This is a genomic window from Streptomyces sp. NBC_00086 (assembly GCF_026343255.1).
GTDB lineage: Bacteria > Actinomycetota > Actinomycetes > Streptomycetales > Streptomycetaceae > Streptomyces.
In genome coordinates this window covers 3,231,667-3,252,092 of sequence record NZ_JAPELZ010000001.1, presented here as the reverse complement: position 1 = coordinate 3,252,092, position 20,426 = coordinate 3,231,667, and the positions used below count along the sequence as shown (strand labels likewise).

The window sequence follows — 20,426 nt, the reverse complement described above, 5'->3', positions numbered from 1 at the left end:
TCAGCACGGTGCCTGCCAGGTACTCGGTGGGTGTTTGCCCCCGATCTGCGGTCTTGGGACCGCGCCCCCTTGGACGAGGGAATTTCCGTATGGGAATTTTCTGTAGAGGGAGCGCGACACGCCCGACCGCGTGGGTCGGAGGAGAGCGGCGGAGCGATCCGCAGCCGGCCGAGAACCAGAGCGTTTCCACAACAGACAGGACTACGGAGTAGCCATGGCGGGACAGAAGATCCGCATCCGGCTCAAGGCCTACGACCACGAGGTCATCGATTCGTCGGCGAAGAAGATCGTCGAGACGGTGACGCGCACTGGTGCGTCGGTCGCGGGCCCGGTGCCGCTGCCCACTGAGAAGAACGTGTACTGCGTCATCAAGTCGCCGCACAAGTACAAGGACTCGCGCGAGCACTTCGAGATGCGCACTCACAAGCGCCTGATCGACATCCTCGACCCGACGCCCAAGACCGTTGACTCGCTGATGCGCCTGGACCTTCCGGCCGGCGTTGACATCGAGATCAAGCTCTGAGAGGCACGGAGAAGATGGCAAAGCAGATCAAGGGCGTCCTGGGCGAGAAGCTCGGCATGACCCAGGTCTGGGACGAGAACAACCGTGTCGTCCCGGTGACCGTGGTCAAGGCCGGGCCCTGCGTTGTTACCCAGGTCCGTACGAACGACGTCGACGGCTACGAGTCGGTCCAGATCGCCTTCGGCGAGATCGACCCTCGCAAGGTGAACAAGCCCCTCAAGGGTCACTTCGCCAAGGCTGACGTCACCCCCCGCCGCCACCTGGTGGAGCTCCGTACCTCCGACGCCAGCGAGTACACGCTCGGCCAGGAGATCACGGCTGCCGTGTTCGAGTCCGGCGTCAAGGTTGACGTCACGGGCAACAGCAAGGGCAAGGGCTTCGCCGGTGTCATGAAGCGTCACAACTTCAAGGGCCTCGGCGCCGGCCACGGCGTCCAGCGCAAGCACCGCTCCCCCGGTTCGATCGGTGGCTGTGCCACCCCTGGGCGTGTCTTCAAGGGCATGCGCATGGCCGGTCGCATGGGCAACGAGCGCGTCACCACCCAGAACCTGACCATCCACGCGGTTGACGCGGAGAAGGGTCTGCTCCTCATCAAGGGTGCAGTCCCCGGTCCGAACGGCGGCCTCGTCCTGGTCCGTACCGCGGTTAAGGGGGCTTGAGTTAATGAGCACCATTGACATCCTTTCGCCGGCAGGCGACAAGGCCGGTACCGTCGACCTCCCCGCGGAGATCTTCGACGCGAAGACCAGCATTCCGCTGATCCACCAGGTCGTCGTCGCTCAGCTGGCTGCTGCCCGTCAGGGCACGCACAAGACCAAGCGTCGTGGCGAAGTCCGTGGTGGTGGCCGCAAGCCGTACCGCCAGAAGGGCACCGGCCGCGCTCGCCAGGGTTCCACCCGCGCTCCGCAGTTCGTCGGCGGTGGCGTCGTCCACGGCCCGCAGCCGCGTGACTACTCGCAGCGGACCCCGAAGAAGATGAAGGCCGCCGCCCTCCGCGGTGCCCTCTCGGACCGTGCGCGTCACTCCCGCATCCACGTCGTCACCGGCGTGGTCGAGGGTGCCGCCTCCACGAAGGCCGCCAAGACGCTGTTCGGCAAGATCTCGGAGCGCAAGAACCTGCTCCTGGTCGTCGAGCGCGCCGACGAGGCTGCGTGGCTGTCCGCCCGCAACCTGCCCCAGGTGCACATCCTGGAGCCGGGCCAGCTGAACACGTACGACGTGATCGTCTCTGACGACGTGGTCTTCACTCAGGCCGCTTTCGAGTCCTTCGTGTCTGGCCCCAAGGCCGATGAGACCGAAGGGAGCGACGCCTGATGTCTGAGGCGACCGTTACCAGCAAGACCTTCACCGACCCGCGCGACCTGCTGATCAAGCCGGTTGTCTCGGAGAAGAGCTACGCGCTGCTGGACGAGAACAAGTACACGTTCATCGTCGCGCCCGGCTCCAACAAGACTCAGATCAAGCAGGCCGTCGAGGCGGTCTTCGGGGTCAAGGTCACCGGGGTCAACACGATCAACCGTCAGGGTAAGCGCAAGCGCACCAAGACCGGTTTCGGCAAGCGCGCTGACACCAAGCGCGCCATCGTGACCCTCGCTGAGGGCGACCGAATCGACATCTTCGGCGGCCAGGCCTCCTAACGGAGGTCTAGTCGTCCGGAATCGGACGAGGACTGAGAAATGGGTATCCGCAAGTACAAGCCGACGACCCCGGGCCGTCGTGGCTCCAGCGTCGCCGACTTTGTCGAGATCACGCGGTCCACGCCGGAGAAGTCGCTGGTCCGCCCCCTGCACAGCAAGGGCGGCCGTAACAACACCGGTCGGATCACGGTTCGACACCAGGGTGGCGGCCACAAGCGCGCCTACCGTGTGATCGACTTCCGTCGTCACGACAAGGACGGCGTGCCGGCCAAGGTCGCGCACATCGAGTACGACCCCAACCGCACTGCGCGCATCGCGCTTCTGCACTACGCAGACGGCGAGAAGCGCTACATCATTGCGCCGAAGAACCTGAAGCAGGGCGACCGGATTGAGAACGGCCCCACGGCCGACATCAAGCCCGGCAACAACCTGGCTCTCCGCAACATCCCGGTCGGTACCACGATCCACGCGATCGAGCTCCGTCCCGGTGGCGGCGCCAAGTTCGCCCGCTCCGCTGGTGCCTCCGTGCAGCTGCTGGCGAAGGAGGGCACCATGGCCCACCTTCGTATGCCGTCCGGTGAGATCCGTCTCGTCGACGCGCGCTGCCGCGCCACCGTCGGTGAGGTCGGCAACGCCGAGCAGTCGAACATCAACTGGGGCAAGGCCGGCCGCATGCGCTGGAAGGGCGTTCGCCCCTCCGTCCGCGGTGTCGCGATGAACCCGGTCGACCACCCGCACGGTGGTGGTGAGGGTAAGACCTCCGGTGGTCGTCACCCGGTCTCCCCGTGGGGTCAGAAGGAGGGTCGTACTCGCTCGCCGAAGAAGGCTTCGAGCAAGTACATCGTCCGCCGCCGCAAGACGAACAAGAAGCGCTAGGAGCGGGTTTAGATGCCGCGCAGTCTCAAGAAGGGACCCTTCGTCGACGGACACCTCATCAAGAAGGTGGACGTACAGAACGAAGCCGGTACCAAGAACGTCATCAAGACCTGGTCCCGTCGCTCGATGATCATCCCGGCCATGCTGGGTCACACCATCGCGGTGCACAACGGCAAGATCCACGTCCCGGTGTTCGTCACCGAGTCGATGGTCGGCCACAAGCTCGGCGAGTTCTCGCCGACTCGCACCTTCCGCGGCCACGTCAAGGACGACCGGAAGTCGAAGCGCCGCTAAAGGCGGGGTGGTTACGACTATGACTTACACCGAAGGGACAACCATGGAAGCCAGGGCCCAGGCGCGGTACATCCGCGTCACGCCCATGAAGGCCCGCCGAGTGGTGGACCTTATCCGTGGCATGGATGCCACGGAGGCTCAGGCGGTCCTGCGTTTCGCCCCGCAGGCCGCGAGCGTGCCGGTTGGCAAGGTGCTTGACAGCGCCATCGCCAACGCCGCACACAACTACAACCACCCGGACGCCTCCACGCTGGTCATCAGCGAGGCGTACGTGGACGAGGGCCCGACCCTGAAGCGGTTCCGTCCGCGTGCCCAGGGCCGTGCCTACCGGATCCGCAAGCGGACCAGCCACATCACCGTGGTCGTCAGCAGCAAGGAAGGTTCCCGGTAATGGGCCAGAAGGTAAACCCGCACGGGTTCCGGCTCGGCATCACCACCGACTTCAAGTCGCGTTGGTACGCCGACAAGCTGTACAAGGACTACGTCAAGGAAGACGTCGCCATCCGCAGGATGATGACGTCCGGCATGGAGCGCGCCGGCATCTCGAAGGTTGAGATCGAGCGCACCCGTGACCGCGTGCGTGTGGACATCCACACCGCTCGTCCGGGCATCGTCATCGGTCGCCGTGGCGCCGAGGCCGACCGCATCCGCGGTGACCTCGAGAAGCTCACGGGCAAGCAGGTCCAGCTGAACATCCTCGAGGTCAAGAACCCCGAGGTCGACGCTCAGCTGGTCGCGCAGGCTGTTGCCGAGCAGCTCTCCTCCCGCGTCTCCTTCCGTCGCGCCATGCGTAAGAGCATGCAGGGCACGATGAAGGCCGGCGCCAAGGGCATCAAGATCCAGTGTGGCGGTCGCCTCGGCGGCGCCGAGATGTCCCGCTCCGAGTTCTACCGCGAAGGCCGTGTGCCGCTGCACACCCTCCGCGCGAACGTGGACTACGGCTTCTTCGAGGCCAAGACCACCTTCGGCCGTATCGGTGTGAAGGTCTGGATCTACAAGGGCGACGTCAAGAACATCGCCGAGGTTCGCGCCGAGAACGCTGCGGCCCGTGCGGGTAACCGCCCGGCCCGTGGTGCCGCCGGCGCTGGCGACCGTCCCGCCGGCCGTGGTGGCCGTGGTGGCGAGCGCGGCGGCCGTGGTGGCCGCAAGCCGCAGCAGGCTGCTGGTGCCGAGGCCCCCAAGGCCGACGCTCCCGCCGCCGCTCCGGCTGAGAGCACCGGAACGGAGGCCTGACCGACATGCTGATCCCTCGTAGGGTCAAGCACCGCAAGCAGCACCACCCGAAGCGCCGCGGTATGGCCAAGGGCGGTACTGAGGTCTCGTTCGGCGAGTACGGCATCCAGGCGCTTACCCCCGCCTACGTGACGAACCGCCAGATCGAGGCGGCTCGTATCGCGATGACCCGCCACATCAAGCGTGGCGGCAAGGTCTGGATCAACATCTACCCGGACCGTCCCCTGACGAAGAAGCCTGCCGAGACCCGCATGGGTTCCGGTAAGGGTTCTCCCGAGTGGTGGATCGCGAACGTGCACCCGGGCCGGGTCATGTTCGAGCTGTCCTACCCGAACGAGAAGATTGCTCGTGAGGCGCTCACCCGCGCTGCTCACAAGCTTCCGATGAAGTGCCGGATTGTTCGGCGCGAGGCAGGTGAGTCGTGATGGCGACGGGAACCAAGGCGTCCGAGCTGCGTGAGCTCGGTAACGAGGAGCTCGTTGGCAAGCTGCGCGAGGCCAAGGAAGAGCTGTTCAAGCTGCGCTTCCAGGCGGCCACGGGTCAGCTGGAGAACAACGGCCGGCTCAAGTCCGTCCGTAAGGACATCGCTCGCATCTACACCCTGATGCACGAGCGTGAGCTCGGTATCGAGACGGTGGAGAGCGCCTGATGAGCGAGAAGAACGTGACTGAGACGACTGACCGCGGCTTCCGCAAGACCCGTGAGGGTCTTGTCGTCAGCGACAAGATGGACAAGACCGTCGTCGTCGCTGTCGAGGACCGCGTGAAGCACGCTCTGTACGGCAAGGTCATCCGCCGTACGAACAAGCTCAAGGCGCACGACGAGCAGAACGCTGCCGGCGTCGGCGACCGCGTCCTCATCATGGAGACGCGTCCGCTGTCGGCGAGCAAGCGCTGGCGCATCGTCGAGATCCTCGAGAAGGCCAAGTAATTATCTGAGGCCCTGGGCATCAAGCCCAGGGGCCCCTCAGGTTCGTTCCGCCAGGCTCGGTGGGGGCGGTAGCTCTTCGGAGTGATGCCCCCGCCGGGAACCGGCAGACAAACAGGAGATAGACGTGATCCAGCAGGAGTCGCGACTGCGTGTCGCCGACAACACTGGTGCCAAGGAGATCCTTTGCATCCGTGTTCTCGGTGGTTCCGGTCGCCGCTACGCGGGCATCGGTGACGTCATCGTTGCCACCGTCAAGGACGCGATCCCCGGTGGCAACGTGAAGAAGGGTGACGTCGTCAAGGCGGTCATCGTTCGCACCGTGAAGGAACGCCGCCGCCAGGACGGCTCGTACATCCGCTTCGACGAGAACGCCGCCGTCATTCTGAAGAACGACGGCGACCCTCGCGGCACCCGTATCTTCGGCCCGGTGGGCCGTGAGCTGCGCGAGAAGAAGTTCATGAAGATCATCTCGCTCGCGCCGGAGGTGCTGTAAGCATGAAGATCAAGAAGGGCGACCTGGTTCAGGTCATCACCGGTAAGGACAAGGGCAAGCAGGGCAAGGTCATTCTGGCCATCCCTACTGAGAACCGCGTCCTCGTCGAGGGTGTCAACCGGGTCAAGAAGCACACCAAGGCCGGCCAGACCGCTGGTGGCTCGCAGACCGGTGGCATCGTGATCACCGAGGCGCCGATCCACGTCAGCAACGTTCAGCTGGTTGTGGAGAAGGACGGCCAGAAGGTCGTTACCCGCGTCGGTTTCCGCTTCGATGACGAGGGCAACAAGATCCGCGTTGCCAAGCGGACGGGTGAGGACATCTGATGGCTACCACTCCGCGTCTCAAGACGAAGTACCGCGAGGACATCGCGGGCAAGCTGCGTGAAGAGTTCTCTTACGAGAACGTCATGCAGATTCCCGGCCTCGTGAAGATCGTGGTCAACATGGGTGTGGGCGACGCCGCCCGCGACTCCAAGCTGATCGACGGCGCCATCAAGGACCTGACGACGATCACCGGTCAGAAGCCGGCCGTCACGAAGGCCCGCAAGTCCATCGCGCAGTTCAAGCTGCGCGAGGGTCAGCCGATCGGCTGCCACGTCACCCTCCGTGGTGACCGCATGTGGGAGTTCCTGGACCGTACGCTGTCGCTCGCGCTGCCGCGTATCCGTGACTTCCGTGGTCTGTCGCCGAAGCAGTTCGACGGCCGTGGCAACTACACCTTCGGTCTCACGGAGCAGGTCATGTTCCACGAGATCGACCAGGACAAGATCGACCGTACCCGGGGTATGGACATCACCGTGGTTACCACGGCGACCAACGACGACGAGGGCCGCGCCCTCCTTCGTCACCTCGGCTTCCCCTTCAAGGAGGCGTAAGCGAGATGGCGAAGAAGGCTCTCATCGCGAAGGCTGCCCGCAAGCCCAAGTTCGGTGTGCGTGCGTACACCCGCTGCCAGCGCTGCGGTCGCCCCCACTCCGTGTACCGCAAGTTCGGCCTGTGCCGCGTCTGCCTTCGTGAGATGGCTCACCGTGGCGAGCTGCCGGGCGTGACCAAGAGCTCCTGGTAATTCCCTCTCGTCCGCAAGGACTTGGGAACTTCCAGGCACTCTCGGTAAGCATCTGGTCGGCGGGTGCCCGGCCGCGCATGCCTTAGGCTTGTGTGGTTGGGCGTCCGCCGCCCATAACGACTTACTACGCCGTAGGTCCCCGCACCGCACCCGTCCCGCCACTGAGTGGGGAGAGGGATGGCGCATACAGGAAACCCCGGCGAGAGAGGCCGAAGGCCACTTCATGACCATGACTGACCCGATCGCAGACATGCTCACGCGTCTGCGTAACGCTAACTCGGCGTACCACGACTCCGTCGTGATGCCGCACAGCAAGATCAAGTCGCACATCGCAGAAATCCTCAAGCAGGAGGGTTTCATCACCGGCTGGAAGGTCGAGGACGCCGAGGTCGGCAAGAACCTCGTCCTCGAGCTGAAGTTCGGCCCGAACCGCGAGCGCTCCATTGCGGGCATCAAGCGGATCTCGAAGCCCGGTCTGCGTGTGTACGCAAAGTCCACCAACCTGCCGAAGGTGCTCGGCGGCCTGGGCGTGGCGATCATCTCCACGTCCCACGGTCTGCTCACCGGCCAGCAGGCAGGCAAGAAGGGCGTAGGTGGGGAAGTCCTCGCCTACGTCTGGTAGTCGGGAACGGAGGAAAAGCAATGTCGCGAATCGGCAAGCTCCCCATCCAGGTTCCCGCCGGTGTGGACGTCACCATCGACGGCCAGGCAGTGGCTGTGAAGGGCCCCAAGGGTTCCCTCGCGCTCACCGTCAAGGCGCCGATCGAGATCGTCAAGGGTGAGGACGGCGTTCTCAACGTCACCCGCCCCAACGACGAGCGTCAGAACAAGGCCCTGCACGGCCTGTCCCGCACGCTGGTGGCGAACATGATCACCGGCGTGACCACGGGTTACGTCAAGGCTCTTGAGATCAGCGGTGTCGGTTACCGCGTCGCCGCGAAGGGCTCCAACCTGGAGTTCCAGCTTGGCTACAGCCACCCGATCCTGATTGAGGCGCCCGAGGGCATCTCCTTCAAGGTCGAGTCGCCCACCAAGTTCTCGGTCGAGGGCATCGACAAGCAGAAGGTCGGCGAGGTCGCCGCCAACATCCGCAAGCTGCGGAAGCCCGACCCGTACAAGGCCAAGGGTGTCAAGTACGCCGGCGAAGTCATCCGCCGCAAGGTCGGAAAGGCTGGTAAGTAGCCATGGCATACGGTGTAAAGATCGCCAAGGGCGACGCGTACAAGCGTGCCGCCAAGGCCCGCCGCCACATCCGCATCCGCAAGAACGTCTCGGGTACGGCGGAGCGTCCGCGCCTCGTCGTGACGCGTTCCAACCGCAACATCGTTGCTCAGGTCATCGACGACCTCCAGGGTCACACCCTGGCGTCGGCGTCGACCCTGGACGCTTCGATCCGTGGTGGCGAAGGCGACAAGAGCTCGCAGGCCCAGGCCGTCGGCGCACTCGTCGCCGAGCGTGCCAAGGCCGCGGGTGTCGAGACCGTCGTGTTCGACCGCGGTGGCAACCGATACGCCGGGCGCATTGCCGCTCTGGCTGACGCCGCCCGCGAAGCCGGGCTGAAGTTCTAAGCCCCGTTTTCCGGGACTCACGGACGTAACAGAGAGAGGTAATCCAATGGCTGGACCCCAGCGCCGCGGAAGCGGTGCCGGTGGCGGCGAGCGGCGGGACCGGAAGGGTCGCGACGGTGGCCCTGCCGCCGAGAAGACCGCTTACGTTGAGCGCGTTGTCGCGATCAACCGCGTCGCCAAGGTTGTCAAGGGTGGTCGCCGCTTCAGCTTCACCGCGCTGGTCGTGGTGGGCGACGGTGACGGCACTGTAGGTGTCGGTTACGGCAAGGCCAAGGAAGTTCCCGCGGCCATTGCCAAGGGTGTCGAGGAAGCCAAGAAGTCCTTCTTCAAGGTTCCGCGCATCCAGGGCACCATCCCTCACCCGATCACGGGTGAGCGTGCCGCGGGCGTCGTGCTGCTGAAGCCGGCCGCCCCCGGTACCGGTGTTATCGCCGGTGGCCCGGTGCGCGCCGTTCTGGAGTGCGCCGGCGTTCACGACATCCTGTCGAAGTCGCTTGGTTCTTCCAACGCGATCAACATCGTGCACGCGACCGTGGCGGCCCTCAAGGGCCTGCAGCGTCCCGAGGAGATCGCGGCTCGCCGTGGTCTGCCCCTCGAGGACGTCGCTCCCGCGGCTCTGCTCCGTGCACGTGCTGGGGCGGGTGCGTAATGGCTCGCCTCAAGGTCACGCAGATCAAGTCGTACATCGGCAGCAAGCAGAACCACCGCGACACGCTGCGTTCGCTCGGGCTCAAGCGCCTGAACGACGTCGTCGTCAAGGAGGACCGCCCCGAGTTCCGCGGAATGGTTCACACCGTCCGCCACCTCGTGACGGTTGAGGAGGTTGACTAACATGGCTGAGAGCAGCCCGCTGAAGGCCCACAACCTCCGTCCCGCCCCCGGCGCCAAGACCGCGAAGACCCGTGTCGGTCGTGGTGAGGCGTCGAAGGGTAAGACGGCCGGTCGTGGTACGAAGGGCCAGAAGGCCCGTTACCAGATCCCGCAGCGCTTCGAGGGTGGGCAGATGCCCCTCCACATGCGTCTGCCGAAGCTCAAGGGCTTCAAGAACCCGTTCCGCACCGAGTTCCAGGTCGTGAACCTGGACAAGCTCGGCGCTCTCTACCCCGAGGGTGGAGAAGTCACGGTGGCCGACCTGGTCGCCAAGGGCGCGGTTCGCAAGAACAGCCTCGTCAAGGTCCTGGGCCAGGGCGAGATCTCCGTGGCGCTGCAGGTTTCGGTTGACGCCGTTTCCGGCTCCGCCAAGGAGAAGATTGCCGCCGCTGGTGGCTCTGTGACCGAGCTCGTCTAAGACGAACTCAGTGACAAATAGCTAGAAACCCGACCGGGGGTGCCTCACATATGGGGCATCCCCGGTTGGTCGTTCCATGGAAGGTGCAGACGCCGGTAAGGTGGCCTGCACCTTTGCTTGTACACATTCGTCGATCCCTCAGACCGTCACCTCTGACGCAGTAGCGCGGGGGTCGCAGGAGGCACCGTGCTAACCGCGTTCGCCCGGGCGTTCAAGACGCCCGACCTGCGCAAGAAACTGCTCTTCACGCTCGGCATCATCGTGCTGTTCCGGCTCGGGTCCCACGTTCCCGTACCCGGCGTGAGCTATACGAACGTCCAGATCTGTGTTGATCAGGCGTCCGGCCAGAACGGCGGGCTCTTCGGTCTGGTCAACATGTTCAGTGGCGGTGCGCTGCTGCAGATCACGATCTTCGCGCTCGGCATCATGCCGTACATCACGGCGAGCATCATCTTGCAGCTGCTGACCGTGGTCATTCCGAAGCTGGAGACCCTCAAGAAAGAGGGCCAGGCCGGCACGTCGAAGATCACGCAGTACACGCGCTATCTGACGGTCGCGCTGGCGATCCTGCAGGGCACCGGCCTCGTCGCCACCGCCCGCAGCGGCGCCCTCTTCCAGAACTGCTCGGTCGCGAGTCAGATCGTGCCGGACCGGTCGATCTTCACCACCGTCGTCATGGTGCTCACCATGACCGCCGGCACCTGTGTCGTCATGTGGCTCGGTGAGCTCATCACCGACCGGGGCATCGGCAACGGCATGTCGATCCTGATGTTCATCTCGATCGCCGCGGGCTTCATCGGATCCCTGTGGGCCATCAAGGAGCAGGGCAAGATCGCGGACGGCTGGGTCGAGTTCGGCGTGGTCATGCTGGTCGGCCTCGCGATGGTGGGCCTGGTGGTCTTCGTCGAGCAGGCGCAGCGCCGGATCCCGGTCCAGTACGCGAAGCGCATGATCGGCCGCCGTGCGTACGGCGGTACCTCGACCTACATCCCGCTCAAGGTGAACCAGGCGGGCATCATCCCCGTCATCTTCGCCTCGTCGCTGCTCTACATCCCGGCACTGGTCGTGCAGTTCAGCGGTTCCACCGCCGGCTGGGCCACCTGGATCCAGAAGCACTTCGTCAAGGGTGACCACCCGTACTACATCGCGACCTACTTCCTCCTGATCGTCTTCTTCGCGTTCTTCTACGTGGCGATCTCGTTCAACCCCGAGGAAGTTGCAGACAACATGAAGAAGTATGGTGGGTTCATTCCGGGCATCCGCGCCGGCCGGCCCACCGCCGAGTACCTGAGCTACGTACTCAACCGGATCACGTGGCCTGGGTCGCTGTACCTGGGGTTGATCGCTCTTGTGCCGACGATGGCGTTGGCCGGCTTCGGAGCGAACCAGAACTTCCCGTTCGGCGGGACGAGCATCCTGATCATCGTGGGTGTGGGTCTGGAAACCGTGAAGCAGATCGAGAGCCAGCTCCAGCAGCGTAATTACGAAGGGTTCCTCCGCTGATGCGAATCGTCCTCGTCGGCCCGCCGGGCGCGGGCAAGGGAACGCAGGCGACTGTGCTTGCCAAGACCTTGTCGATCCCGCACATCTCCACGGGCGACCTGTTCCGGGCCAACATCAGCCAGGGCACCGAGCTCGGCCGTCGCGCGAAGGCGTTCATGGACGCGGGTGACCTCGTCCCGGACGAGATCACCATCGGCATGGCGAAGGACCGCATGGAGCAGGAGGACGCCGCCGGCGGTTTCCTGCTCGACGGGTTCCCGCGCAACGTGTCCCAGGCGGAAGCCCTCGACGTGATGCTGAAGGCCGAGGGCATGAACCTCGACGCCGTCCTGGACCTGGAGGTCGAGGAGGACGAGGTCGTCAAGCGCCTCGCCGGCCGGCGCACCTGCCGCAACGACGGCGGGCACGTCTTCCACATCGCGTACCAGCCGCCCAAGGTCGAGGGTGTCTGCGACATCTGCGGCGGCGAGCTGTACGTGCGCGAGGACCAGTCCGAGGACGCGGTCCGCAACCGCCTGGACGTCTACCACACCCAGACCGAGCCGATCATCGACTACTACAAGGCCCAGGGCCTCGTGTCGACGATCCCGGCCCTCGGTGAGGTCAAGGACGTCACGCAGCGCGCGATGGACGCCCTGAAGAAGTAGTCCCCGCGCAGTGCGCAGTACGTAGTGCAGACAAGGCCGCGGTGTCCTCGGGACGCCGCGGCCTTACTGTTGACATGACCCCGAATCCGAAGGTGGAAGGCCCGTCCATGGTGCAGATCAAGACCCCCGAGCAGATCGCGAAGATGCGCGAGGCGGGGCTGGTCGTCGCGGCGATCCACGCGGCGACCCGTGAGGCGGCCGTGCCGGGCGCCACGACGCGGGATCTGGACATGGTGGCCCGCAAGGTGATCGCGGACGCCGGTGCCAAGTCGAACTTCCTCGGGTACGGCGGGTTCCCCGCGACCATCTGCACCTCGGTCAACGAGGTCGTGGTCCACGGCATCCCCGACGACAAGACGGTCCTCAAGGACGGCGACATCATCTCGATCGACGCCGGCGCGATCGTGGACGGCTGGCACGGCGATGCCGCGTACACCGCCTTCGTGGGCTCTGGGCACGCCCCTGAGCTCGTGGAGCTCTCCCGGGTGACCGAGGAGTCCATGTGGGCCGGTATCGCCGCCATGAAGCTCGGCAACCGCCTCGTGGACATCTCGAAGGCGATCGAGACCTACATCAAGCGGCAGCCGCGCCCGACCACGGGTGAGCACAGCCTCGGCAAGTTCGGGATCATCGAGGACTACGGCGGCCACGGCATCGGTTCCGAGATGCACATGGACCCGCACCTGCTGAACTACGTCTCGCGCAAGCGGGGCAAGGGCATCAAGCTCGTGCCGGGCCTGTGCCTGGCGATCGAGCCGATGGTCTCCCTGGGCACCGCCCAGACGGAGGTCCTGGCGGACGACTGGACGGTCATCACCACGGACGGCACCTGGTCCTCGCACTGGGAGCACTCCATCGCCCTGACCGAGGAGGGGCCGATCGTCCTCACCTCCCCGGACTGCGGCAAGGCGAAGCTGGCGGAGTACGGCGTGAGCACGGCGCCGGACCCGTTGGGCTGACGCACAAGCCGGTGGGCCGACCGGTATGGGCAGGATTGATGATCTATCCTGTAGGGCACACTTTCCGGATTCGTCTTTCGGAAGGCCCTGACGTAGACTGACTCGTCGGCTCCTTTGCACCCGCATGTCCTCATGCGAAGGCGGGGAGCTGATCAAGGTAGCCGATTCGAAAGGCGAAGCGTGGCCAAGAAGCAAGGTGCCATCGAAATCGAGGGCACCGTGATCGAGTCCCTCCCGAACGCGATGTTCAAGGTGGAACTCCAGAACGGTCACAAGGTCCTCGCGCACATCAGCGGCAAGATGCGCATGCACTACATCCGCATCCTTCCTGATGACCGGGTTGTCGTGGAGCTCTCTCCGTACGACCTGACGCGTGGCCGGATCGTCTACCGATACAAGTAGATCTTGCTTTCACTCCTGTCCGGACGTCTTGTCCCGGCGTGGGTGGTGGCACTGACCCGGAGAACCTCACCAACATGAAGGTCAAGCCGAGCGTCAAGAAGATCTGCGACAAGTGCAAGGTGATCCGCCGTCACGGTCGGGTCATGGTCATCTGCGACAACCTGCGCCACAAGCAGCGCCAGGGCTGACGCACGCCGACCGACCTGCACTACGCAGTTCTTCGCGCGACGTAAGAAAACGTACATACGCAGAACCCGCCCAGTCCTGACCAGGACCGGCGGCACCTCCGGCGGGGGCCGGGGACCCGGGCGTACCACCACCCAGCAGGTGTGGTCGGCGGTCGGGGTTCGGTTCTGCGGAAGACCCCCGAACACACAGGAGCCATTGAATGGCACGCGTTTCCGGTGTTGACATCCCGCGCGAAAAGCGTGTGGAGATCGCACTTACCTACGTCTTCGGTGTCGGTCGCACCCGGTCCAAGGAAATCCTTGCGGCCACCGGTGTGAACCCCGACACCCGCGTTCGTGACCTGGCCGAAGAGGACCTGGTCAAGATCCGCGAGTACGTGGACGCCAACCTCCGCACCGAGGGTGACCTCCGCCGCGAGATCCAGGCCGACATCCGTCGCAAGGTCGAGATCCAGTGCTACCAGGGTGTTCGCCACCGTCGTGGCCTGCCCGTGCACGGTCAGCGCACCAGCACGAACGCTCGTACCCGCAAGGGTCCGCGTCGCGCGATCGCCGGTAAGAAGAAGCCGGGCAAGAAGTAGTCCTGTTCAGCGGTCTTGCGCTGTAGGACCGACCACCTCCCGTAGGAGATTTAGATGCCCCCCAAGGGTCGTCAGGGCGCTGCCAAGAAGGTGCGCCGCAAGGAAAAGAAGAACGTCGCTCATGGGCACGCCCACATCAAGAGCACGTTCAACAACACCATCGTTTCGATCACGGACCCCGCGGGCAACGTGATCTCCTGGGCCTCCGCCGGCCACGTCGGCTTCAAGGGCTCGCGCAAGTCCACCCCCTTCGCCGCGCAGATGGCCGCCGAGTCGGCCGCCCGTCGCGCGCAGGAGCACGGCATGCGCAAGGTCGACGTCTTCGTCAAGGGTCCCGGCTCCGGCCGTGAGACCGCGATCCGCTCCCTCCAGGCCACTGGCCTCGAGGTCGGCTCGATCCAGGACGTCACCCCCACCCCGCACAACGGCTGCCGTCCGCCCAAGCGTCGCCGCGTCTGATTCGGCGACGCCGGGCTTCGCGCCTGTGCGTCTTTGAGTGTCCGGGCGGTACGAACCCCTCGCGGGGGACGTACCGCCCGTACCCTTGTAGTTCGTAGTGTCACGTGTGAGCAGCCCCGTGCTGCACTCCGTCGGGCGTCAAATAGTGGGCGTCCACGAATGAAGGAATCCACATGCTTATCGCTCAGCGCCCCTCGCTGACCGAAGAGGTCGTAGACGAGTACCGCTCGCGGTTCGTGATCGAGCCGCTGGAGCCGGGCTTCGGCTACACCCTCGGCAACTCGCTCCGCCGCACGCTCCTGTCCTCGATCCCGGGTGCCGCTGTCACCAGCATCCGCGTGGACGGCGTCCTGCACGAGTTCACCACCGTGCCCGGTGTCAAGGAAGACGTCACCGACATCATCCTCAACATCAAGCAGCTGGTCGTCTCCTCGGAGCACGACGAGCCGGTCGTGATGTACCTGCGCAAGCAGGGTCCCGGCCTGGTCACCGCTGCCGACATCGCGCCCCCGGCCGGTGTCGAGGTGCACAACCCGGACCTGGTCCTCGCCACGCTCAACGGCAAGGGCAAGCTGGAGATGGAGCTGACCGTCGAGCGCGGTCGCGGCTACGTCTCCGCCGTCCAGAACAAGCAGCTGGGCCAGGAGATCGGTCGCATCCCGATCGACTCCATCTACAGCCCGGTCCTCAAGGTCACCTACAAGGTCGAGGCGACCCGAGTCGAGCAGCGCACCGACTTCGACAAGCTCATCGTCGACGTCGAGACCAAGCAGGCCATGCGCCCGCGCGACGCCATGGCGTCCGCCGGCAAGACCCTGGTCGAGCTGTTCGGTCTGGCCCGCGAGCTCAACATCGACGCCGAGGGCATCGACATGGGCCCCTCGCCGACGGACGCGGCCCTGGCCGCCGATCTCGCCCTGCCGATCGAGGAGCTCGAGCTCACCGTTCGGTCGTACAACTGCCTCAAGCGCGAGGGCATCCACTCCGTGGGTGAGCTCGTCGCCCGCTCCGAGGCGGACCTGCTCGACATCCGCAACTTCGGTGCGAAGTCGATCGACGAGGTCAAGGCGAAGCTGGCCGGCATGGGCCTGGCCCTCAAGGACAGCCCGCCCGGATTCGACCCGACCGCCGCCGCCGACGCCTTCGGCGCCGACGACGACGCGGACGCCGGTTTCGTCGAGACCGAGCAGTACTAAGCACCACCCGTAGATCTTTCCCACGGCAGCCGCCGCGGGGGAACTGACACCGGTACCTGACACGGCCGGTGCAGATATGAAGGAGTATGACCATGCCGCGTCCCGCAAAGGGTGCCCGTCTGGGCGGCAGCGCCGCGCACGAGAAGCACCTCCTCGCGAACCTCGCGAAGGCGCTCTTCGAGCACGGCCGCATCACCACCACCGAGGCCAAGGCCCGTCGCCTGCGTCCCTACGCCGAGCGTCTGGTGACCAAGGCCAAGAAGGGCGACATCCACAACCGTCGCCTGGTGCTGCAGACGATCACGGACAAGAGCATCGTGCACACGCTGTTCACCGAGATCGCCCCGCGCTACGAGAACCGCCCCGGTGGTTACACGCGCATCACCAAGATCGGCAACCGTCGTGGCGACAACGCCCCGATGGCCGTGATCGAGCTGGTCGAGGCCCTTACGGTCGCCCAGCAGGCCACTGGTGAGGCCGAGGCCGCCACCAAGCGCGCCGTGAAGGAGGCGGAGGCCGCTGAGGCTCCCGCCGCCGAGGAGACCAAGGAGGCCTGATCCCTTCCGGGATCACGCTGAATGGCTCTGAACGGGCCCGCCCCCTCACCGGGGCGGGCCCGTTCTGCATGGGGGCGAAAGACGCAGCTGAGAGGATCTGTCACGTGAGTGACGAGGTGGAGCCCGGACACGTCCGGGTCAGGCTGGACCTGAGTTACGACGGCAAGGACTTCTCCGGCTGGGCGAAGCAGCGCGTGCTGCGGACCGTCCAGGGAGAGCTGGAGTCGGCCCTGCAGACCGTGATGCGGCTCCCGGACCCGGTCGAGCTGACCGTGGCGGGCCGTACGGACGCGGGCGTGCACGCGCGCGGACAGGTCGCGCAGTTCGACGTACGGGACGAGGTGTGGGCCGAGCACCAGGACAAGCTGCTGCGCCGCCTCGCGGGGCGGCTGCCGCACGACGTGCGGGTGTGGAAGGCCGCGGAGGCCCCCGCCGGCTTCAACGCGCGGTTCTCGGCGATCTGGCGGCGCTACGCCTACCGCGTGGGCGACCACCAGGCCGGGGTGGACCCGCTGCGCCGCGGGCACGTGCTCTGGTACCAGTGGCCGCTCGACGTGGACGCCATGAACGAGGCTGCCGCCGCGCTGGTCGGGGAGCACGACTTCGCCGCGTACTGCAAGAAGCGCGAGGGCGCCACGACGATCCGCACCCTCCAGCAGCTCAACTGGGAGCGGGACGCGGAGGGGATCATCACCGCGACCGTCCGCGCCGATGCCTTCTGCCACAACATGGTGCGCTCGCTGGTAGGTGCCCTGCTGCACGTCGGCGACGGCCACCGCACGACCGACTGGCCCGGGAAGGTGCTGGCCGCGGCCGTACGGGACTCCTCGGTGCACGTGGTCAAGCCGCACGGGCTGACGCTGGAGGAGGTCGGCTACCCGGCCGACGAGCTGCTGGCCGCGCGGAGCAAGGAAGCGCGCAACCTGCGGACGCTGCCGGGGGCCGGCTGCTGCTAGTGCGGCTGTGCGGCTAACTCGTTTGGGCGGATCGGCGCCGGACCTGGACAATGCCCCGCATGGGACATCTCGAAGCCAGCCACCTGGAGTACTACCTTCCCGACGGGCGGGTACTGCTCCCCGACGTCTCCTTCCGGGTGGGGGAGGGGTCGGTCGTCGCCCTGGTCGGGGCGAACGGGGCCGGCAAGACCACTCTGCTGAAGATGATCTCCGGTGAGCTCCAGCCGCACGGCGGTTCGGTCACCGTGAGCGGCGGGCTGGGCGTGATGTCGCAGTTCGTGGGCTCGGTCCGCGACGAGACGACCGTACGGGACCTGCTGGTCTCGGTGTCCCAGCCGCGGATCCGGGAAGCCGCCAAGGCGGTGGACCGGGCCGAGCAGCTGATCCTGACGGTGGACGACGAGGCCGCGCAGATGGCCTACGCGCAGGCGCTGAGCGACTGGGCCGACGTGCAGGGGTACGAGGCGGAGACGCTGTGGGACGTCTGCACGATGGCCGCGCTGGCGATCCCCTACGACTCGGCGCAGTTCCGCGAGGTGCGCACGCTCTCGGGCGGTGAGCAGAAGCGGCTCGTGCTGGAGGCGCTGCTGCGCGGGCCGGACGAGGTGCTGCTGCTCGACGAGCCGGACAACTACCTGGACGTCCCGGGCAAGCGGTGGCTGGAGGAGCAGCTGGGGGCCACCCGCAAGACGGTGCTCTTCGTCAGCCACGACCGGGAGCTGCTGACCCAGGCCGCCGAGAAGATCATCAGCCTGGAGGCGAGCCCGAACGGCTCCGACGTCTGGGTGCACGGCGAGGGCTTCGGCACGTTCCACGCCGCCCGCAAGGAGCGCTTCGCGCGCTTCGAGGAGCTCAAGCGGCGCTGGGACGAGGAGCACGCCCGGCTGAAGGCCCTGGTGCTGCGACTGCGCGGCCAGGCCGCGAGCAGCCCGGACATGGCCTCGCGCTACCACGCGATGCAGACCCGCTTCAAGCGGTTCGAGGACGCCGGCCCGCCGCCCGAGCCGCCGCGCGAGCAGGACATCAAGATGCGGCTCAAGGGCGGCCGTACGGGCGTGCGCGCGCTCACGGTGGAGAACCTGGAGCTCACCGGGCTGATGAAGCCCTTCTCCCTGGAGGTCTTCTACGGGGAGCGGGTCGCGGTCCTGGGCTCGAACGGCTCCGGGAAGTCCCACTTCCTGCGTCTGATGGCGGGGGAGGACGTCAAGCACACGGGTACGTGGAAGCTCGGCGCCCGCGTGGTCCCCGGCCACTTCGCGCAGACCCACGCCCACCCCGAGCTGTTCGGCCGTACGCTCGTGGACATCCTGTGGACGGAGGCGGCGAAGCCGCTCGGCCAGGCGATGGGCGCACTGCGCCGCTACGAGCTGGAGCGCCAGGGCGATCAGCCCTTCGAGCGTCTCTCGGGCGGCCAGCAGGCGCGCTTCCAGATCCTGCTGCTGGAGCTGGCGGGAACGACGGCGCTGCTGCTCGACGAACCCACGGACAACCTCGACCTGGAATCGGCGGAGGCGCTGCAGGACGGGCTGGAGGCGTACGACGGCACTGTGCTGTGCGTCACGCACGACCGGTGGTTCGCCCGCACATTTGACCGCTATCTGGTCTTCGGTTCGGACGGTGTTGTGCGAGAGACTACGGAGCCCGTCTGGGACGAACGTAGGGTCGAGCGGAAGCGCTAGGGGGAGACCCCCCCGGCTTGGGTCGAGGGGACTTCGTTGTGGGGCTGCGGCCGAGTGTCTGGGTCATGAAATGGGACAGCCCGTCCTCCTGGGACCGGGGGGTGGCCTGGCTGCTGCGCCCCGCCCCCCGGTCCTGGCGGTTCGTGGGCCTGGTGATCCTGCTGTCGGTGGCGGTCGCGGCGAGCCTGCGGGAGAACTGGGGCTCGGACAACGCCTTCGTGGTCAAGGCGGCCGACGCCCTGCTCGCCGGGGTGTCCCCGTACGAGGACAAGCGGTTCCTCTACCTGCCCAGCGCCGTGATCATGGCGATTCCCGAGGCCCTGCTGCCGGCGCCACTGCTGCGCTGCGTGCTGCCGCTGGGGATGACCGGGCTCGTCGGGCTCGGCTGGTGGGCCTCGCTGCGGCTGTTCTCCGTACCGGTGCGCTCGCGGTTCGCGGTCGGCGGTTTCGCCCTGTTCGCGCTGGCCTACAAGCCGTACATCAACCTCGTGCTGATCGCGAACTGGACGGCCATCTCCGCCGCCGCCCTGCCGGTGGCGCTGCTGCTGGCGCACCGCAAGCACTGGGCGGCGGCCGGGCTGGTGGTGGGCCTCGCCATCGCGTGCAAGCCGATGCTGGTGCCGGTCGGGCTGCTCTTCCTGCTGGCCCGGCAGTGGCGGGGACTGGCCCTGGCGGCGGGGGTGCCGGTGGGGCTGTCGCTGGCGGGGGCCCTGATGATGCCGCACCCGATGCTGTTCTTCACCAAGACCCTGCCGTTCCTGCTGCAGGGCCAGGATTCCTACGCGCTGCCCTGGGACGCCTCGCCGATCGCCGCGCTCCCGCGGCTGGGGGTGCCCGCGCCGCTGGCGGTGGCGCTGGCCTTCGCGGGGGCCGGGTGCGGGCTGTGGGCGACCTGGCGGCGGTGGCGCAGGCCGGTCGAGGCGGACGGGGACGCGGGCGAGCTGAGGCTGGTGGAGACGGCCTGCATGGTGATGCTGGCCGCATTCCTGGTGTCGCGGCCCTCCTTCGACCACTACCTGATCGTGGTGCTCCCGCTGCTGCTGGCATCGGGGGTGCGGGCGGGGTCGATGCCGCGCTCGCCCTGGTTCTGGGTGGCCCTGGTGCCCCAGACCGCGGGCATTCCGTGGCCCTCGGAGTTCGAGGCCAAGAGGCGGGCATTTAGGGACATGGTGACCCTGTGCGCGCTCGCCGGTCTGCTGGCGCGTCGAGCACTGCGTCCGATCCGGGTTACTCTGGAACCTGTACGAACTACGGGGTCCCCACCCAGGACCGAACCGGAGTGCGCCGCGACCCCCGTCGAAACGGGTTCGCGGACCGCGTTTTGACCCTTCCAGGTCTTCAGGGGTACCCTGCTGGTTCGTTATGCGTATTGGCTTTCTCATTCTCACG

The 20,426-nt window shown here is 66.4% G+C and carries 33 protein-coding genes; all 33 read left to right on the top strand.

Going from position 1 to position 20,426, the window contains the following annotated elements; genetic code table 11:
* Positions 1–214 precede the first annotated feature (214 nt).
* The 33 genes from rpsJ (at position 215) to OG276_RS14185 (ending at position 20,362) form a co-directional block, all read left to right on the top strand.
* The gene (gene rpsJ / locus OG276_RS14345; protein ID WP_003948644.1) at positions 215–523 is read left to right on the top strand and encodes a 30S ribosomal protein S10; all 309 of its coding nucleotides are present in this window, start codon (positions 215–217) and stop codon (positions 521–523) included.
* A 14-nt stretch (positions 524–537) separates the two neighbouring features.
* A complete protein-coding gene (rplC, locus tag OG276_RS14340; RefSeq protein ID WP_266880616.1) occupies positions 538–1,182 on the top strand; it encodes a 50S ribosomal protein L3 in 645 nt (214 codons plus the stop codon).
* Positions 1,183–1,186: 4 nt separating this feature from the next.
* Entirely contained in the window at positions 1,187–1,837 is a 651-nt protein-coding gene (rplD, locus tag OG276_RS14335; protein ID WP_266905461.1) for a 50S ribosomal protein L4, read from the top strand.
* On the top strand, positions 1,837–2,160 hold the full coding sequence (gene rplW, locus OG276_RS14330) for a 50S ribosomal protein L23 (protein WP_030154694.1): 324 nt from the start codon (positions 1,837–1,839) through the stop codon (positions 2,158–2,160). Before rplD ends, rplW begins: the two co-directional genes overlap by 1 nt.
* A 39-nt stretch (positions 2,161–2,199) precedes the next feature.
* Complete coding sequence (gene rplB, locus OG276_RS14325; protein WP_112447748.1) at positions 2,200–3,036, top strand: 50S ribosomal protein L2; 837 nt, start codon at positions 2,200–2,202, stop codon at positions 3,034–3,036.
* 12 nt (positions 3,037–3,048) lie between these two features.
* Positions 3,049–3,330, top strand: a complete 282-nt coding sequence (gene rpsS, locus OG276_RS14320) for a 30S ribosomal protein S19 (RefSeq protein WP_023539342.1) — start codon at positions 3,049–3,051, stop codon at positions 3,328–3,330.
* A 43-nt stretch (positions 3,331–3,373) separates the two neighbouring features.
* Entirely contained in the window at positions 3,374–3,721 is a 348-nt protein-coding gene (gene rplV, locus OG276_RS14315) for a 50S ribosomal protein L22 (protein ID WP_007265904.1), read from the top strand.
* Entirely contained in the window at positions 3,721–4,563 is an 843-nt protein-coding gene (gene rpsC, locus OG276_RS14310; RefSeq protein WP_112447746.1) for a 30S ribosomal protein S3, read from the top strand. Before rplV ends, rpsC begins: the two co-directional genes overlap by 1 nt.
* 5 nt (positions 4,564–4,568) lie before the next feature.
* Entirely contained in the window at positions 4,569–4,988 is a 420-nt protein-coding gene (gene rplP / locus OG276_RS14305; RefSeq protein ID WP_030026326.1) for a 50S ribosomal protein L16, read from the top strand.
* Positions 4,988–5,212: a 50S ribosomal protein L29 gene (gene rpmC, locus OG276_RS14300; RefSeq protein ID WP_008739703.1), complete on the top strand. Its 225-nt coding sequence runs from the start codon at positions 4,988–4,990 to the stop codon at positions 5,210–5,212. The genes rplP and rpmC overlap by 1 nt, the downstream gene beginning before the upstream one ends.
* Positions 5,212–5,493: a 30S ribosomal protein S17 gene (gene rpsQ, locus OG276_RS14295; protein WP_243333368.1), complete on the top strand. Its 282-nt coding sequence runs from the start codon at positions 5,212–5,214 to the stop codon at positions 5,491–5,493. Before rpmC ends, rpsQ begins: the two co-directional genes overlap by 1 nt.
* Before the next feature lie 124 nt (positions 5,494–5,617).
* A complete protein-coding gene (rplN, locus tag OG276_RS14290) occupies positions 5,618–5,986 on the top strand; it encodes a 50S ribosomal protein L14 (RefSeq protein WP_003956455.1) in 369 nt (122 codons plus the stop codon).
* A gap of 2 nt (positions 5,987–5,988) precedes the next feature.
* Positions 5,989–6,312, top strand: coding sequence for a 50S ribosomal protein L24 (gene rplX / locus OG276_RS14285; RefSeq protein WP_215023444.1), 324 nt, complete (start codon positions 5,989–5,991; stop codon positions 6,310–6,312).
* Complete coding sequence (rplE, locus tag OG276_RS14280; RefSeq protein ID WP_030388859.1) at positions 6,312–6,863, top strand: 50S ribosomal protein L5; 552 nt, start codon at positions 6,312–6,314, stop codon at positions 6,861–6,863. Before rplX ends, rplE begins: the two co-directional genes overlap by 1 nt.
* A gap of 5 nt (positions 6,864–6,868) precedes the next feature.
* Complete coding sequence (locus OG276_RS14275; protein WP_003956452.1) at positions 6,869–7,054, top strand: type Z 30S ribosomal protein S14; 186 nt, start codon at positions 6,869–6,871, stop codon at positions 7,052–7,054.
* Between the two features lie 223 nt (positions 7,055–7,277).
* Positions 7,278–7,676 carry a 30S ribosomal protein S8 gene (rpsH, locus tag OG276_RS14270; RefSeq protein WP_008739698.1) on the top strand — a complete coding sequence of 133 codons (399 nt, stop codon included), beginning with the start codon at positions 7,278–7,280 and terminating at the stop codon, positions 7,674–7,676.
* A gap of 20 nt (positions 7,677–7,696) precedes the next feature.
* Positions 7,697–8,236, top strand: coding sequence for a 50S ribosomal protein L6 (rplF, locus tag OG276_RS14265; RefSeq protein ID WP_243333369.1), 540 nt, complete (start codon positions 7,697–7,699; stop codon positions 8,234–8,236).
* 2 nt (positions 8,237–8,238) lie between these two features.
* Positions 8,239–8,622 carry a 50S ribosomal protein L18 gene (rplR, locus tag OG276_RS14260; protein ID WP_030008471.1) on the top strand — a complete coding sequence of 128 codons (384 nt, stop codon included), beginning with the start codon at positions 8,239–8,241 and terminating at the stop codon, positions 8,620–8,622.
* 46 nt (positions 8,623–8,668) lie between these two features.
* On the top strand, positions 8,669–9,271 hold the full coding sequence (gene rpsE / locus OG276_RS14255; protein ID WP_008739695.1) for a 30S ribosomal protein S5: 603 nt from the start codon (positions 8,669–8,671) through the stop codon (positions 9,269–9,271).
* Positions 9,271–9,453 carry a 50S ribosomal protein L30 gene (gene rpmD, locus OG276_RS14250; RefSeq protein WP_112447741.1) on the top strand — a complete coding sequence of 61 codons (183 nt, stop codon included), beginning with the start codon at positions 9,271–9,273 and terminating at the stop codon, positions 9,451–9,453. The genes rpsE and rpmD overlap by 1 nt, the downstream gene beginning before the upstream one ends.
* 1 nt (position 9,454) lies before the next feature.
* On the top strand, positions 9,455–9,910 hold the full coding sequence (gene rplO, locus OG276_RS14245; RefSeq protein ID WP_243333371.1) for a 50S ribosomal protein L15: 456 nt from the start codon (positions 9,455–9,457) through the stop codon (positions 9,908–9,910).
* Between the two features lie 186 nt (positions 9,911–10,096).
* Positions 10,097–11,413 carry a preprotein translocase subunit SecY gene (gene secY / locus OG276_RS14240; protein WP_243333373.1) on the top strand — a complete coding sequence of 439 codons (1,317 nt, stop codon included), beginning with the start codon at positions 10,097–10,099 and terminating at the stop codon, positions 11,411–11,413.
* Complete coding sequence (locus OG276_RS14235; RefSeq protein WP_266905452.1) at positions 11,413–12,060, top strand: adenylate kinase; 648 nt, start codon at positions 11,413–11,415, stop codon at positions 12,058–12,060. The genes secY and OG276_RS14235 overlap by 1 nt, the downstream gene beginning before the upstream one ends.
* Before the next feature lie 107 nt (positions 12,061–12,167).
* Positions 12,168–13,019 (top strand): type I methionyl aminopeptidase, encoded by an 852-nt coding sequence (gene map, locus OG276_RS14230; RefSeq protein ID WP_266912804.1) that lies wholly within the window; start codon positions 12,168–12,170, stop codon positions 13,017–13,019.
* A gap of 180 nt (positions 13,020–13,199) precedes the next feature.
* Positions 13,200–13,421 (top strand): translation initiation factor IF-1, encoded by a 222-nt coding sequence (gene infA, locus OG276_RS14225; protein ID WP_003956442.1) that lies wholly within the window; start codon positions 13,200–13,202, stop codon positions 13,419–13,421.
* A 74-nt stretch (positions 13,422–13,495) separates the two neighbouring features.
* Positions 13,496–13,609: a 50S ribosomal protein L36 gene (rpmJ, locus tag OG276_RS14220; RefSeq protein ID WP_003956441.1), complete on the top strand. Its 114-nt coding sequence runs from the start codon at positions 13,496–13,498 to the stop codon at positions 13,607–13,609.
* 200 nt (positions 13,610–13,809) lie between these two features.
* The gene (gene rpsM / locus OG276_RS14215) at positions 13,810–14,190 is read left to right on the top strand and encodes a 30S ribosomal protein S13 (protein WP_053682609.1); all 381 of its coding nucleotides are present in this window, start codon (positions 13,810–13,812) and stop codon (positions 14,188–14,190) included.
* Between the two features lie 54 nt (positions 14,191–14,244).
* Entirely contained in the window at positions 14,245–14,649 is a 405-nt protein-coding gene (gene rpsK, locus OG276_RS14210; protein WP_006376016.1) for a 30S ribosomal protein S11, read from the top strand.
* 173 nt (positions 14,650–14,822) lie between these two features.
* Positions 14,823–15,845 (top strand): DNA-directed RNA polymerase subunit alpha, encoded by a 1,023-nt coding sequence (locus OG276_RS14205; RefSeq protein ID WP_008739666.1) that lies wholly within the window; start codon positions 14,823–14,825, stop codon positions 15,843–15,845.
* Positions 15,846–15,937: 92 nt separating this feature from the next.
* Entirely contained in the window at positions 15,938–16,402 is a 465-nt protein-coding gene (gene rplQ, locus OG276_RS14200) for a 50S ribosomal protein L17 (protein ID WP_215023458.1), read from the top strand.
* Between the two features lie 104 nt (positions 16,403–16,506).
* Positions 16,507–17,358: a tRNA pseudouridine(38-40) synthase TruA gene (gene truA, locus OG276_RS14195; protein ID WP_266905449.1), complete on the top strand. Its 852-nt coding sequence runs from the start codon at positions 16,507–16,509 to the stop codon at positions 17,356–17,358.
* 50 nt (positions 17,359–17,408) lie between these two features.
* Positions 17,409–19,037: an ABC-F family ATP-binding cassette domain-containing protein gene (locus OG276_RS14190; protein ID WP_266905447.1), complete on the top strand. Its 1,629-nt coding sequence runs from the start codon at positions 17,409–17,411 to the stop codon at positions 19,035–19,037.
* 65 nt (positions 19,038–19,102) lie between these two features.
* Entirely contained in the window at positions 19,103–20,362 is a 1,260-nt protein-coding gene (locus OG276_RS14185) for a glycosyltransferase family 87 protein (protein ID WP_266905445.1), read from the top strand.
* Positions 20,363–20,426: the final 64 nt, after the last annotated feature.